Below are 14922 nucleotides of genomic sequence, written 5' to 3'. Positions count from 1 at the left end.
CTTAGTAACAATAGTTAAGTCAAAGAAAAATAATTAGCTGTAAGATTTAATTGTTTTAATCAGAAATTAAAATTAAAAGCTTTATAAGACCTTTTTAAATAATTATAAAATAGTGAATGTATTTATTAAATTAGTTTTTGTTTGAGGTTTTAAAAAAATTAAATATATTCATAAATTTGAATACAAAATTCTATTATGTAGCTTACTTTATATCATATATAAGTAGTATTTTTATAATGCAAATTTGATGTTTTAGCTCTCGTAAAAAGATTCATTGAATAAAATAATTCAATGAATCTTTTTACTATACAAGAATTTTGTATTTTCATTTGTTAGCTAAAGCTATTGATTTAACAGGATTAGAGCAATTTGACAGTGTATTAAATAGAAAAGAAAGCATATTCGTAGAATAAGTTTATTAGCTAAGTATTGAATATCTATAAGAAAAATTATTGTGGTTTATTTGGTGAGAACTTAAATATATACATTATATTATAAAATAATATATTTAATAATATATTTAATAATATCTTTAAATTAAATTTTGTTTATTTTAATAAATATTAAATGAAAGGTATAGAAATTAAATTAAATATGATATATAATGGTGTTAGATTGAATTGTTTTAGTAAAACCTAAAGTATTTTAATCTATTTAGTTGATGTCTAGGGGGAATAAACGGATGATCGCAAATACTTTTACAAAACCTTTAATTGAGCAGAGAGCAGATCCGTATGTATATAAACATACTGATGGATATTACTATTTTACTGCTTCTGTGCCAACTTATGATTATATCGAGCTTAGAAGATCAAAAACCATAGAAGGTTTAGCAACAGCTGAAACAAAAGCAGTTTGGAAAAGACATGAAAGTGGTCCTATGAGTGAACATATATGGGCACCAGAAATTCATTACCTTGATGGAAAATGGTTTATATATTTTGCTGCAGGTGAAAAAGAAGATGTATGGAAGATACGCCCATATGTTTTAGAGTGTACTGGAGATGACCCAATGTCTGATTTGTGGGTTGAAAGAGGTATGATGCAAAGAGCTGATAATGATCCTTTTTCATTCTCTGACTTCTCATTGGATGCTACAGTATTCGAACATAATGGAAAGAGATATTTTATTTGGGCTGAAAAGGTAGGCGGAGATGGTGGTATTTCTAATCTTTATATAGCAGAGATGGAATCACCAGTTAAGCTAAAAACTGTACAAGTCCTACTAACTACACCTGATTATGATTGGGAAAGATTTGAGTTCTGGGTAAATGAAGGACCAGCAGTACTAAAAAGAAATGGCAAGATATTTGTAACCTTCTCTTGTAGTTCAACTGGCGCTGCTTATTGTATGGGACTTTTAGAAGCTGATGACACAGCTGATTTACTTGATCCACAATCTTGGAAAAAATCAAGAAAGCCAGTTTTCGCAACTGATCCAGATAGAAATATATATGGTCCTGGCCATAATAGTTTTACTGTTTCAGAAGACGGAGATGATTTACTAATTTATCATGCTCGTCCATATGAAAAGATTGTTGGTAATCCTTTATACGATTACAATCGTCACACTATGGTATTGAAGATAAAATGGGACAATGATGGAAGACCACGCTTTGAGTTAGATTAATCAATAATTTTATATTTTAGCTTAGATAAAAGAATTTATGATCTTGCATCATAAATTCTTTTATTATTATGGAAGATTGCTCAATTTATAATTCAAAGGTATTACATAGTAAACATATAGTGGAAGTAAAAATACCGGATTTTAATAAAATAGCTAAATTAATCTTGTTTTTTAAAATTATATATTTAAGTTTGTCTAAATTTTGTATATTATTATAAGGTATGAAATTCAGTCATTAAATTATTAGTTATAGGTACAAATTAAATAAACTTAAGCTGAGCATTATTTGATAATTTTATATCTTATGATTATCGAATTCGTATAAATTAAGTTTTGTAAAGGTTCCCTATAGAAGGAGATTGTATGAAAAAGAGTATTAGTAAATTTATAGTAGTAACAATCAATATAATATTGACAGCAATTGGGGCAAGCCTAGGACTTAAAGCTGCAATTGGGGTAACTGCATGGGATGCCCTTAGTCAAACTATATCAACAGTATTATTAATAAAAGTAGGAACTCTTTCAATGATTTTAAATATAAGCTGTGTGCTACTACAATTATTCTTATTGAAGAAGGAATTTAAATTAAAACATGCTCTACAAGTATTTGCATCTATACTTGTAGGACTAGTAATAAATTACGTATATTATGATATATGTTCAAAGTTCACAGTAAATAGCTATTTTACAAGTTTGATATTGTTATTTGCCTGTTTTATCCTTTGTGCTTTTGCAGTGTCAGTTATCATGGCTATCAACTTTATTAGCTTTCCACTAGAATCTGCTTGTATGGTTGTAGCTAAAAGAATTAATAAAAACTTTGGAAGTATAAGACAAGCAGTTGATATATTATCTATAATTATTTCCGTTGCAGTTGCATTGATTTTTAGAAACAAGCTGACAGTAAGAGAGGGTACAATAATCGGTATGTTTATCTATGGACCATTAATAGACTGGTTTATGAAGATTATAACGCCTACCTTAAGAAAGTTTAGTTTGGTTGAATAATATGAAAGACTTCTATTTATTTGAAAGGTGTTTAATTATCAAAAAATAAGTTGTCAAAAAAATTAGTAAAAAGAGATTATTTATAATGGTATAAAAGCATTTGTACAAATAGAAGCCATGGATAAAAGGGTAAAATAACCGACTTTAATCCATGGCTTCTATTAATTAAGAATCATATATAGTTATATAAAGATAATCTGTTTTTGTATAGAGTTCTACTGAAGAAATAATAAGCTATTTTGGTAGATTACTTAGCATTTTAGCTAGATCAATAAACCTGTTCTGAAGATATTTTTGATATAGGGGATTGTCTTGAGACACTACTTCTATATGATCTACGTCATTTATCTCACCCATATAGTTCCATACTCCTTTTTGTGGCATACTGCTATGATCATAATTTACGATTCTATCTGTGGAGCCTTCATGTGGTGCTATGGCAGATCTAACACTAACTATTCCATCATTTCTCCACCAAGAGCTGTCAACTTGAACTTTACCAGGAGTGTTGTTTGTATATTGTCCCATAAATATAGAACTTTTTAAAAGTAATGGATCCATATTGATGTTAGGGATTTGATGACCTGTTAATAAAGCTTCATGGGTATCCACACAGGCTATGGAGAAGTAGTAAATATCACTTTGGGCCTTTACCCAACTGTTGAGCTCTTTAGCACCTTCTTGGGAGAGATCCCATATACTTAAATCTTTTGTTTGTTTCCAGAGGTTACTGGTAAAAACTCTATGAGCATAACTGTCAAAGGATTCAGCAGGTTGTTTTTTTAAGCCCCACTGATCCATTCTAAAATCAAAGCAAGGATTGCTAGAATCAATCACTCCGCCTCTGCTTGCCATAGCAGCGAAAATTTGATGAAAGAATGGCTCTAAGTTGTCCTGTTTTTCATCCTCTTGACTTCCATCATGAGGAGTTCCTATTGTAGTTATACTGTCTATCCAATGATGATTTCCAGTGAATAATGTACTGATATCTTTTGTATTATTTTTTATCTCGTCTGGGTCCCCATTTTCAAGTAATTGGGCTAATACTCTAATGGTTTCTCCACCCATGCTATGACCAATTAAATGAACTTTTCTAAGACCATTTGGGCCGACGGTACCAAGCTCAGGATAAACTCCTGGGTAAGTTCTACCATAACGCGAATGTCCATCTTTTTTTGAATGTTCTTCTCCATAATCTACAGTGCCGCCTTTTAAGTAAGCATACAATTCACAGGCTCTATCCCAGTTGCTAGATATGGAACCTATGGTTGGAGTAAAGACTTTATAACCTTTGCTGTTTAATAAATCCTTAAGACTGTTTTGACCGCCCCAATAGTTAATTCCAAAAAGTTCATCGTTTCCCCAGCCAAAGAGACCATGAACCATTACAATAGGGTAGTCATTATTTAGTTGAGGTAAAGGTGAAACTATAGTTGAAGGTTGAGCCATAGTAGTAGTAGTAGTAGTAGTACTAGCTTTAACTAAGGTTCCTGTAGAGGGAATGAATAAAGACACTATAAAGGCTAGCATTAGAATTAATGATTTCTTAATAGAGTTTTTCATAATAAAACACCTCACTATTTTTTTGTACTGACAAGTACAATATAACACGAAGAGGTGTAATTGTATAAATCTGTAAAAAGCCTTTAAGGGTTAATTAGTTTATTGTACTGAGTAGTACAAATATAAAGCTTTAAATATCTTAGATTAGCAACGATTTTTGTATGTTTTAGTAAATTTACATTTGATTATCTTTAGATATGTACCAGTAAACCTGATAAATTATTTTAGAACTTCTTTTAACCTTAAACATGGGTTGAATATTTTTTCTGATTGAAGTGGTACATTTTTTAAAGCTGGGTATTATAGATAGAAATACTACTATATGCGAATGTATTAAATAAATGTTGATGAGTAATATAGATAAATTTAATATGTATTTGATTTTGATAACCACATTTTTTAAATACATTTATATAGGGATCAAAATCACAAATATAAACTGTTCCTAATATATTCGTCACTGCATTTGGAAAATTATTCTAATTTACATAGCACTTTAGGTTGTAAGCATTAACACGTTAGATTCCATAGTTCATCAAAAACAATATCTTTATCGTTATAACTAAAAGGGCATTTCCGTGTGAGGCAATATATGTTTGAAGTGTAATAAGTTGTATTATATAATTGAAGAACAAAGTGGTGTTACTAAGTTTGAATCATAAGTATTAGAGGGTGAAGTAGAGATGAATGACATAATTAATATAGCAATTGTAGATGATGAAGAGATTCAGGTTGAGCTATTAGAGAAATTGGTTAAGAGTTGGGCTTTTGATAAAGCTGTGAGAGTTTGTGTAGAGAGATTTTATAGCGCCGAAAGCTTTGATTTTGCTTATAGTATGGATAAGAAGTATAATATTCTACTATTAGATATACAGATGAAGGGACAAAGTGGTATAGACTTAGCAAAAAAGATACGCACTGAAGATGAAATAATCAATATAATCTTTATAACTGCAGTTACTGATTACATCAGTGAAGGATATGATGTAGCTGCTATAAATTATCTAATAAAACCCATAAAAGAAGAAAAGTTATATCTTTGCTTAGATAGAGCTATATCAAAGCTTCCTAAGGAAGTTGAAACTATCCTTATAAATTCAGAGGGGGAAATACTTAAAGTAGAGCAAAATAAAATAACCTATATTGAAGCTTTTGCTCACAGCATTGAATTGCATACTAAAGATAAAAATTATACTATAAGAAAAAGTATTAGTGTTATAGAAAAGGAATTAAATAAACAAAGATTTATAAGATGTCACAGATCGTACATAGTTGGATTAGCATATATAAGTAAAATTGGGACAAGTGAGTTAGAACTGGACGGTGGCGAAAAGATTCCCATAAGCAGAAGAATGTATGCTGATACTAATTTAGCCTTTATTAAATATTTTAGAGGTGACATAAATGAGTAGTATAAAAATACTAGGCATAATCATTGGAGTACTACTCTTAACTTTAGTGATGGCCATAACCATTAGATACATATTTTATCGCTTGTTAAATAATTATGTAGCCAATTATCAAAATGATTTAATAACAAAGCACTATAACGAGGTTGAGAATATATATAAGCAGATGAGAGGTTGGAGACATGATTATCATAATCACATTCAAACCATGAAAGCTCATCTTGTATTAGAAAAATATAGCGATATGGAAAAGTATTTAAATGCATTGGACAAAGACCTAACATCAGTAGATACTGTTTTGAAAACCGGCAATGTGATGGTGGATGCAATTTTAAATTCAAAGCTATCCTTAGCATTAAGTAATAAGATTAATGTAAATGCAAAAGCCTCAGTTCCTAAAGAGATAAGGATATCTGATATAGATCTAAGTGTTGTTATTGGTAACCTTATGGACAATGCCATGGAGGCTGTTCTAAAAATAGAAAAAGAAGAGGATAGATTTATAAGAGTGTATATAAGAGAGATGAAGCAGCAGCTTTATATTTCAATTACTAACTCTACCTGTGGATATGTAAAGAAAACTGGCTTTTCATATATAACTACTAAGCTAGGTAACAATCATGGTTTTGGAATAAAAAGAGTTGATAGTATAGTTCATAAATATAATGGATTTATAAATAGACAGAGTGAAGAAGGAGTATTTGCCACTGAGGTAATGCTTCCGCTTTAAGTAGTATAGGTACCATTGGTGTCAATATTATAACCATTGGTGCTTTTTTTATTATTGATTTTAAAATTCTTGTTATCATGAGGGTGAGGTGATAAGTATGAGAAGTAAAAACGATAAAGATAAACCTAATTATTCAACCTTACAGAACGTAAGCTATCTTATAAAAAATTTATGGAGATGGGACAAAAAATTATTTTTTGTAGCATTGCTTCAAGTACCTATTATAGTGGTTATGCCTTTGCTAGGAATTTATATTCCTAAGATTGTAATTGACTCTGTAACTAGAAAAAGTTCAATAAATGGTTTGTTTATTAGTTTGTGGGCGCCAGTGCTTTGTATGGTTATTTTAAATATACTTTTAAGCAGTTTAAGATCCTTATCAATGTTTAAAAGTATAGCTTACAGAATGAAATATAGTGGACTAATCACAGAGAAAACTTTGGATACAGATTTTGAAAATATAGATGGCCCAACGGGACAACAGCGGATTGAGAAGGCATGTAATTCAATAGATTCAAATGATTCAGCTACAGAGGCTATAATAAAGGTGTTAATAGAACTTTCTTCAAACCTTATTGGTTTTATTATTTATTCAAAGATAATATCTAAAATACATCCTTTTATAGTTGTGTTTTTAGTACTTTCTTCAATAATTAATTATTTAGTAGGACGATATGTAAATAACTATGAACATAGAAATAAGGCTAATATAACACCAATACAAATGAAACTTAGATATGTGATAAATTGGGCAGGGAACTTTAAAGTAGCTAAGGATATGAGGCTATATAATATGTTTCCCTGGTTTAAAGAGATGTTTTCTAGGTTAAAAAAAGAAAAGTTATATTATAGAAAGAAGAATATATATCATAGATATTTTAGTAATTTTGTTGATGGAAGCTTGATTTTCTTAAGAGATGGTATAACCTATGGTTTTCTTATTTATTCTGTATTATATAGACATATGTCTATAGGTGATTTTGTCTTATATTTTGGAGCAGTAAGTGGCTTTTCTAACTGGCTTACTGGAGTTATTAAAAATTATAATTCTTTAAATTCAATAAGTTTAGATGTGTGTGATCTGAGAGAGTACTTAGAATTAGAAGATAGTAAAAATAGAAAGCAAGGGGTTAAGCTTCCGGACTCTTATGAGATGCCTTTTGATATTGAGCTTAGAAATTTATATTATAAATATCCAGGTGCCGAAGATTATACTATTAAAGGAATTAATGTTCATATAAAAAAGGGAGAAAAGATTGCTTTAGTTGGAGTTAATGGTGCAGGAAAAAGTACTTTAGTTAAGCTTATTTGCGGTCTTTATACTCCAACAAAAGGAGAGGTACTAATTAATGGTACAAAGGTTGAACTATATAATAGAGACGAATACTATTCGTTAATCTCTGTAGTATTTCAAGATGTATACCTGCTACCGATGTCCATAGAAAAAAATATAGCCTTGAAATCAACTGAAGAAATAAACTCTAAAGAAATAGATAAAGTTATTAAAATGTCAGGGCTTTCAAAAAAGATTAATAATTTGGAGAAAGGAAAAGATACTCTGTTAGTTAAATCAATATATGAAGAAGCAATAGATCTATCTGGTGGAGAGATGCAAAAGCTTATGCTTGCTAGAGCTTTGTATAAAAATTCACCTATTATAATATTGGATGAGCCTACCGCAGCTTTAGACCCCTTAGCTGAAAGTGAAATATATGAAAAGTATAATGAACTTACAAAAGGTAGCACCTCTATTTTCATATCTCATAGATTATCTTCAACTAGATTTTGTGACAGGATACTATTTGTTGGAGAAGGCAATATCTTAGAAGAAGGAAGCCATGAAGAGCTTATGAACAGAGATGGACAGTATAAGAAGATGTATGACATGCAAAGTTACTACTATAAAGAAAGTGTAGGTGATGAGAAATATGCATAAAGATAAATTTAAGAAAAATGCAGCTATACTTAAGTTTGGTCTAAAAGAAATTTTTAATCTCCAGCCCTGGGTAATACCTGTTACCATTTTGGAAGCCTTTTTTAAAGCAAGCTTTCCATTTATAAATATATATATGTCTTCTAAGATTATTGATCAATTAGCAGGGGCAAAAGATAAAAACAAACTATTAACTTTAGTGGTGGTTACTATTTGCTTAAATCTACTAGTTCATCTTATTTCAACTATATTAGAGCATGTAGCCAGTGAGTTAAAAGGTTTTATAGAAGATAATCAAAAAATGAAGCTTGATGAGAAGATACTAAATATGTCCTATTAAAACATAGAAAATCCAGAAACTTATATCTTAAGAACAAAGATAACCGAGGCTGCAAAGTTAAATGGCGGAGGAATTATATTTCTTATGAATGAGTTAGGAGAGCTAGGAAAAGGAAGCTTTACACTTATAACTTCAATTGTTATGGTTATGAACTTGTTTAATGAAAAAGCATTAGGAGATAGAAATGTATCTTTTATAAACTCAAGTTTATTTACTTATAGTTTCTTTATATTAATAATTGTAAGTGTTCTAATCAGCATAAGCTTTCAAACTAAAGCTAACAATGTTTTCTTTAAAAGTTTCTCTAAAATAATAGTGATGGATAGATTTTTTTCCTATTATTTTAATCAGATCTTAGACTACAATGTGGGTAAGGAAATTAGACTATATGATGAAAAGAAATTAATACTAAAGGAAATGAATGATTTTAATACAAATTCTCAAAATTTATTTAATGAGGTTGGTATTAAAAATGCAAAATACAATGGAGCTGATGGTCTAATTTCTTCTCTTGTAAGTGGAGCGGTGTATCTATTTATAGGATTTAAAGCTATTATAGGAGCTATAACTATAGGTAGTATTGTTCAATATATAGGAAGTATTAAGCAGTTCATGGATGGAAGTGGTCAATTTTTAATATCTTTGGGAAGCATCTTGAATAATAATCAATATATAGAGATCTATAAAGAATTCTTAGAACTTGAAAATACCAAGGTTAAAGGAAGTCTGCCAGTGGAAAAAAGAGATGATAACGAATATGAAATAGAATTTAGGAATGTTTCATTTAAGTATCCTGGTAGTAAGGATTATGTGCTTAACAATTTATCTATAAAGCTTAAGATAGGTGAAAAGTTAGCTATTGTTGGTATGAACGGTTCTGGAAAGACTACTTTTATAAAGCTTCTTTCTAGACTTTATGAGCCTAATGAAGGACAAATACTTTTAAATGGCATTGATATAAGCAAGTATGACTACGAAGAGTATACTAGGGTGTTTTCTATTGTATTCCAAGACTTTAGATTGTTTTCTTTCTCTTTAGGTCAAAATGTGGCAGCTTCTGTAGATTACGACGAAGATTATGCTAAGGAGGTTTTATATGAGGTTGGATTTGGAGATAGGATTAAAACTATGCCTAAGGGATTGAACACAGCATTATACAAAAACTTTGAAGAGGATGGTGTAGAGATTTCAGGTGGAGAGGCCCAAAAAATAGCTTTAGCTAGAGCTCTTTATAGAAATGCTCCAATTATAATATTAGATGAACCAACTTCTGCATTAGATCCTATTGCAGAGTTCGAGATTTACTCCAAATTTAATGAAATAGTAGGGTCTAAGACAACATTTTATATATCCCACAGGCTTTCCTCCTGTAGATTTTGTGATGAGATAGCTGTATTTGACAATGGGAAAATAGTTCAAAGAGGCAGCCATGAAGAGCTTTTAAAAGATAAAGAAGGGTTATATCATAGCTTATGGAATGCCCAAGCAAAATATTATGATGATACAGTTAGTGCTTAAAAACAAACTTTTCAAGTATACTTTGAATTGAAGTGGTATATATTTATAGTGATCTAACTTCAGAGATTAATTTATGCATGCTTAGAGTTCATAGTTACAGGTTTTTTGAATATGCACAACTTAAGTTTTCGTAATAGAACCTTATATAGAGTGTCAAGTTCAACTACAATTTATATATGAATAAAATCCCTATAAGTGGGTACTATCGGATAATTATAAATTATGTTTTGGTATAGGAAGTTTTTAGTAAGGAGTTTATTAATTATGGCATATGAAAAATTATATTTATCAAAGCATGGAGAAAATTTTAGTGGTTACATTGGTACACCTACAGGTCTTTTTGTTTATGATGGACAAGAACTGTGTGTAGGAGATACTGTGAGCTTTAATTACTATGGGGACAATCATGACATTCTTAGCGGAGTTATAACTAATAGCGGTAATAGGTTTAAGATAGATGACGATTATGAAGTTAATGATTTGCAATTAAAGAGTATCATTTCAGATTATATGGACTTAAAACAGGGCGATAGGGTTGGTACGTATAAACAATTCGAAGTAAAAGTAATTAATGAAGGAGTATAGTTATGAAGCAATGTCCTAGATGCAATAGTGAATATGAGGACGAATATAAAATTTGCAGCGATTGTAATTGCGAACTAATTGAAAAAGTGGAAACTGAGCAACCTGACAATAGTAATGGTAAAGCAAGTAAGGCTGTTTTGTTTGTTTTTGCTGTTATCCTAATAATATTTTCCCCAATAATTTCTTTTAAGTTAACTTTAATATATTTTAACTTAGTAGATGTACAACAATATAGAGATGAAAGCTTTAAATGGATGCTCGGTGCATATCATCAATCGTTTTTAGTAGTAGGCATTATTATTTGCTTACACTGTATGCTGTATTTTTACAAGAGCTATAAAAGTAAAGATTAAAAGATTCTATCTCACCCACATTTTTTTAATACATTCATATAGGGATATAAAACCTAAAACTATACTTCAGATAGAAACAAGTCCACTCTAGGATTCAAGCACAATAATTATAGTGACTTATAGAAAAAAATAAGAAAACTATGCTTTAAGTGAATTAGAATTGATATAATGACTATTAATATTTTAATAAAATACAAGTGGGTATATTAATAAAGTGTTATTTCACCATGTTAAATAAGAAAATTAATTCATATTAATAGATTGAGTTAAGTTCCCATAGTATAATCATTGTGTAAAATTATTAAAGCATTAGATTAATGCTCACTTGATTTCAATAGTATGCTTTAGAAAATACTAAAATTAAAGTTCAATTGAGTTTAAATTATAGGGTTGGAAAATATAAATTTTCCCAGTAAGTTATTCAGCTATAAGTAACTAAAATATTATTTCTAACTAAACTAATATAGATAAAATTAAATGGAGAGGTGTACTTAATGAAATTTATTGCTTACGATACTAGAGATGATGAGAGAAACGCTTTTGAAGAGTTATCAAAGAAGTTAAACATAGAAATTAAACTAATTTTAGAGGGGTTAAACATAAATAATATAGATTTAGCAAAAGATTTTGATGGTGTTACGATTCTAGGTCATAGTAAAGTAGATTCGGTTATATTGGATAAGCTTAAGGAATTTAAGATAAACTACCTTTCAACTAGAACGGTGGGATACAATCATATAGATATCGATTACGCAAAAACCTTGGGGATAAAAGTAAGCAACTCATATTATGCGCCTAATGGAGTGGCTGATTACACAGTTATGCTAATACTTATGTGTATAAGACATTATAAGCAGGCAATGTTTAGAGGAAATGTAAATGACTATTCTCTAAAGGGACTACAGGGCAAAGAAATGAAGGATCTTACTATAGGGGTTATAGGTACTGGAAAAATAGGTGCAACTGTAATTGACAATCTTAAAGGTTTTGGATCAAAAATATTAGCCTATGATAAGTACGAAAATGAAAAAGTTAAACAAAAGGCAACTTATGTAGATTTGGATACTTTGTATAAAGAAAGTGATGTGATAACCTTACACACACCACTATTAGATAGTACCTATCATATGATAAATACTGAAGCTCTAGCTAAGATGAAGGATAATGTAGTACTAATTAACTGTGCTAGAGGAGAGCTAATGCATATTCCAGATTTAATAACTGGAGTTGAGACAAGAAAAATAGGAGCCTTAGGACTAGATGTATTTGAAAATGAGGAAGGAATATATCATTTAGATAGGCGTACTGATATAATAAGCAATAGAGATATGGCTTATCTTAGACAATTCCCTAATGTAATAATGACACAACATATGGCTTTCTATACAGATGCTGCTGTAACTAGCATGGTTTGTAGTTCGGTAAATAGTTTGGTGGATTTTATTGAAAAGGGCGAAAGCGTTCATGAGATACTAAAATAAAAGTTGATATTTAAATATAAAGGCATCTTATTCATATTGAATTGGATGTCTTTTTTCTGTAGTAAAATAGAATTTATATAAGGTTTTAAAAGTAGTATAATTTTCTTAAGAGTTTAATATAGTCTTTTCATTGAAGTACTATAGCTTTAATAAAATATATTGGAGGTAAATAGATGAATATTAACATATTTAATGCGCAAGAAGATCAATATGGTAATAGTAAGGAAAATATCTTTATAGCCTTAAGTGAAGAGGGGGACTATTTAGGAAGTGCCTATGTATATCCATCAATAAACTTTCATCAAACTTATGATACTCCATACTTAATTTTTCTTAGTATAAACATCGAGGATAAATTAGAAAAGTCCACAGCAGATGAAGTAAAGCAAAAACTTTTTGATAAAGTATTTTTTAGAGCAAAGGAATTAAGAAATATTAGACCTGATTTGAAGGCTAGAATATATTCTGGATTTGAATATGATATATATAATTTAGATTTTTACATTAAAAATGGTTTTGAAGAAGATTATAGCATTATAATGGAGGCAGAGATTGCTAAAGATTTTTATTATTCTCTGCCTAAGGATATAAAGGTTAAAGAACTTAAGCTGAATTCAGAAAAAGAATTAGAAGAATATAAATCATTATATGATGAGATATTTATCACTCCATTGGATTTAGAAAGTTACGAAGAGCAAAAGCAGAGAAGATATTTTAAGAACTTAGAATTTTTTAAGGAAGGTACCTTAATAGGTGGATGTACTGTTTTTCAAAAACATGGAGTAGGCTATATAGAAACCTTATATGTGCTGCCTGAGGCTAGAGAAAAAGGCGTTTCTAAATATATTATGAATTATATATTCGATTATTTTATATCAAAAGGCTTATATAAGTCTAGGCTTGAGGTATGGCAGTTAAACAAAAAAGCAGTTAAGCTTTATGAAGCTTTTGGGTATAAAGAAATTAAGAAAAAGCTAATGTTTCCTGGTATAACAGTTTAAACCTTAGGCAATGTTAAAGAACTGGAATAAAATTAAGTGTAGGTAAGCTGATGATTTAATGAGCTTACACAAAGAATTAATATAGAATATTGATGAAATAAAACCTTGCAATATGGTGCACAAAATGCAAGGTTTTATATTTTTAATCCTGCTATTATAGTAAATGAAAGGGGAGATGGTTATGGATTGGCTAAAAAAGATGAATGGTGCCATAAGTTATATAGAAGAAAACTTGTCAGAAAATATAAGCTATGGAGAGATAGCCAGAATAGCCTGTTGTTCAGAATATCATTTTCAAAGAATGTTTTCTTTTATAACTGATGTATCTTTAGCGGAATATATAAGGAGGAGAAGATTGACCTTAGCAGCTTTAGAACTTCAAAGTTCAAATATTAAAGTTATAGACCTAGCTTTGAAGTATGGCTATGAATCACCAGAAGCCTTTGCTAGAGCTTTTCGTAATCTTCATGGTGTTTCACCAACTTTCGCTAGGGAAAAAGGTGCACAACTTAAGGCCTATCCACCAATTTCTTTTCATATATCGATAAAAGGAGAGGTTGAGATGAATTATAAAATCGTAGAGAAAGCCCCATTTAAGTTTTTTGGTATAGAAGAAGTAGAGGACATGACAAATGGCAATAATTTGGTGAGAATACCAAAGTTTTGGCAAGATTGCTTCAAAAATGGAACAATTGACCGATTGAATAAGGTTATGCCTGAGGCAAAACTAGAAGAAGATGCAACAACAGGTGTAAACGCAATTATGTGTTACAGAAATACTGGAGAAGATACTTTCCCATATATGATAGGTGTATTTGATTTAGAAGGAAATGCAGAAGTTCCTGAAGAATTTACTTCAATATCAATACCTGCCTATACTTGGGTGGTATTTAGAACTGAAGAGCACAATGAAGATGAAACCACAAAGAAGATACAAGAGGTATGGGCTAGAATATTCCCAGAATGGTTTCTGACTTCAGGCTATGAACATGCAGATGGTCCGGAGCTTGAAGTTTATTTCGACTTAAGTAATGGAAAGTGCTACTCTGAGGTTTGGATACCAATTGTGAAAAAAGAAGCATAAGTTGAGCTAGAAATTTAACCCCTTCTAATTTATTTAGGATCTGTTAAAGTACTGTGTTGAAATTAAGTGCTCAGTCATCCGATGCTTAGATTCGCTTGCGCAAAGAATTAATATGATTTTGTCATATTCCATGGCTAAAACTGTAAACTCACTACGTTCGAACATACAGTTTATTAACGCCATTCCATCTGAAAAAATCATTTAATTCTAACTGCTCGCTCATATAGCATCTCCTTCATGACCACTTAATTTCAACAATATTATTAAACATAGCCTTTATTTAAAAT

The 14922-nt window shown here is 30.1% G+C and carries 13 protein-coding genes; 12 read left to right on the top strand and 1 reads right to left on the bottom strand.

What is annotated here, in order from left to right:
* The first annotated feature begins 682 nt into the window (after positions 1-682).
* Together GXK57_RS21785 and GXK57_RS21780 are read left to right on the top strand one after the other, a co-directional pair.
* Positions 683-1630, top strand: a complete 948-nt coding sequence (locus GXK57_RS21785; protein ID WP_243156486.1) for a glycoside hydrolase family 43 protein — start codon at positions 683-685, stop codon at positions 1628-1630.
* Between the two features lie 363 nt (positions 1631-1993).
* Positions 1994-2638 (top strand): hypothetical protein, encoded by a 645-nt coding sequence (locus GXK57_RS21780; RefSeq protein WP_160680127.1) that lies wholly within the window; start codon positions 1994-1996, stop codon positions 2636-2638.
* Positions 2639-2872: 234 nt separating this feature from the next.
* Here GXK57_RS21780 and GXK57_RS21775 read toward each other — a convergent pair whose 3' ends face one another.
* Positions 2873-4201 carry a lipase gene (locus GXK57_RS21775; RefSeq protein WP_160680126.1) on the bottom strand — a complete coding sequence of 443 codons (1329 nt, stop codon included), beginning with the start codon at positions 4199-4201 and terminating at the stop codon, positions 2873-2875.
* A gap of 683 nt (positions 4202-4884) precedes the next feature.
* Here GXK57_RS21775 and GXK57_RS21770 point away from each other — a divergent pair.
* From GXK57_RS21770 to GXK57_RS21725, 10 genes are all read left to right on the top strand, one after another.
* On the top strand, positions 4885-5613 hold the full coding sequence (locus tag GXK57_RS21770; protein WP_160680125.1) for a LytTR family DNA-binding domain-containing protein: 729 nt from the start codon (positions 4885-4887) through the stop codon (positions 5611-5613).
* Entirely contained in the window at positions 5606-6340 is a 735-nt protein-coding gene (locus GXK57_RS21765; RefSeq protein WP_160680124.1) for a GHKL domain-containing protein, read from the top strand. The genes GXK57_RS21770 and GXK57_RS21765 overlap by 8 nt, the downstream gene beginning before the upstream one ends.
* Positions 6341-6437: 97 nt before the next feature.
* Positions 6438-8276 (top strand): ABC transporter ATP-binding protein, encoded by a 1839-nt coding sequence (locus GXK57_RS21760; protein WP_160680123.1) that lies wholly within the window; start codon positions 6438-6440, stop codon positions 8274-8276.
* On the top strand, positions 8269-8613 hold the full coding sequence (locus GXK57_RS21755) for a hypothetical protein (RefSeq protein WP_160680122.1): 345 nt from the start codon (positions 8269-8271) through the stop codon (positions 8611-8613). Before GXK57_RS21760 ends, GXK57_RS21755 begins: the two co-directional genes overlap by 8 nt.
* A gap of 84 nt (positions 8614-8697) precedes the next feature.
* Entirely contained in the window at positions 8698-10131 is a 1434-nt protein-coding gene (locus GXK57_RS21750) for an ABC transporter ATP-binding protein (RefSeq protein WP_160680121.1), read from the top strand.
* Between the two features lie 264 nt (positions 10132-10395).
* Positions 10396-10716, top strand: coding sequence for a hypothetical protein (locus tag GXK57_RS21745; protein ID WP_160680120.1), 321 nt, complete (start codon positions 10396-10398; stop codon positions 10714-10716).
* Between the two features lie 2 nt (positions 10717-10718).
* Positions 10719-11069 carry a hypothetical protein gene (locus GXK57_RS21740; RefSeq protein ID WP_160680119.1) on the top strand — a complete coding sequence of 117 codons (351 nt, stop codon included), beginning with the start codon at positions 10719-10721 and terminating at the stop codon, positions 11067-11069.
* Positions 11070-11563: 494 nt separating this feature from the next.
* Complete coding sequence (locus tag GXK57_RS21735; RefSeq protein ID WP_160680118.1) at positions 11564-12550, top strand: D-isomer specific 2-hydroxyacid dehydrogenase family protein; 987 nt, start codon at positions 11564-11566, stop codon at positions 12548-12550.
* Positions 12551-12723: 173 nt separating this feature from the next.
* Positions 12724-13551: a GNAT family N-acetyltransferase gene (locus tag GXK57_RS21730; RefSeq protein ID WP_160680117.1), complete on the top strand. Its 828-nt coding sequence runs from the start codon at positions 12724-12726 to the stop codon at positions 13549-13551.
* A gap of 181 nt (positions 13552-13732) precedes the next feature.
* Complete coding sequence (locus GXK57_RS21725; RefSeq protein ID WP_160680116.1) at positions 13733-14635, top strand: AraC family transcriptional regulator; 903 nt, start codon at positions 13733-13735, stop codon at positions 14633-14635.
* The last annotated feature ends 287 nt before the right edge of the window (positions 14636-14922 follow it).

This window comes from Clostridium sp. C8-1-8 (assembly GCF_009928445.1).
GTDB lineage: Bacteria > Bacillota > Clostridia > Clostridiales > Clostridiaceae > Clostridium_AR.
The sequence above is the reverse complement of the archived record's forward strand: the minus strand, read 5'-3'. Positions and strand labels throughout refer to the sequence as shown.

Bases quoted from the DNA above. Each gene is read 5' to 3' on its own strand.
- GXK57_RS21765 (WP_160680124.1), top strand. From the start codon at position 5,606: ATGAGTAGTATAAAAATACTAGGCATAATCATTGGAGTACTACTCTTA.
- GXK57_RS21745 (WP_160680120.1), top strand. From the start codon at position 10,396: ATGGCATATGAAAAATTATATTTATCAAAGCATGGAGAAAATTTTAGT.
- GXK57_RS21735 (WP_160680118.1), top strand. From the start codon at position 11,564: ATGAAATTTATTGCTTACGATACTAGAGATGATGAGAGAAACGCTTTT.
- GXK57_RS21775 (WP_160680126.1), bottom strand. From the start codon at position 4,201: ATGAAAAACTCTATTAAGAAATCATTAATTCTAATGCTAGCCTTTATA.
- GXK57_RS21785 (WP_243156486.1), top strand. From the start codon at position 683: ATGATCGCAAATACTTTTACAAAACCTTTAATTGAGCAGAGAGCAGAT.
- GXK57_RS21780 (WP_160680127.1), top strand. From the start codon at position 1,994: ATGAAAAAGAGTATTAGTAAATTTATAGTAGTAACAATCAATATAATA.
- GXK57_RS21770 (WP_160680125.1), top strand. From the start codon at position 4,885: ATGAATGACATAATTAATATAGCAATTGTAGATGATGAAGAGATTCAG.
- GXK57_RS21740 (WP_160680119.1), top strand. From the start codon at position 10,719: ATGAAGCAATGTCCTAGATGCAATAGTGAATATGAGGACGAATATAAA.
- GXK57_RS21725 (WP_160680116.1), top strand. From the start codon at position 13,733: ATGGATTGGCTAAAAAAGATGAATGGTGCCATAAGTTATATAGAAGAA.
- GXK57_RS21755 (WP_160680122.1), top strand. From the start codon at position 8,269: ATGCATAAAGATAAATTTAAGAAAAATGCAGCTATACTTAAGTTTGGT.
- GXK57_RS21760 (WP_160680123.1), top strand. From the start codon at position 6,438: ATGAGAAGTAAAAACGATAAAGATAAACCTAATTATTCAACCTTACAG.
- GXK57_RS21750 (WP_160680121.1), top strand. From the start codon at position 8,698: ATGAATGAGTTAGGAGAGCTAGGAAAAGGAAGCTTTACACTTATAACT.
- GXK57_RS21730 (WP_160680117.1), top strand. From the start codon at position 12,724: ATGAATATTAACATATTTAATGCGCAAGAAGATCAATATGGTAATAGT.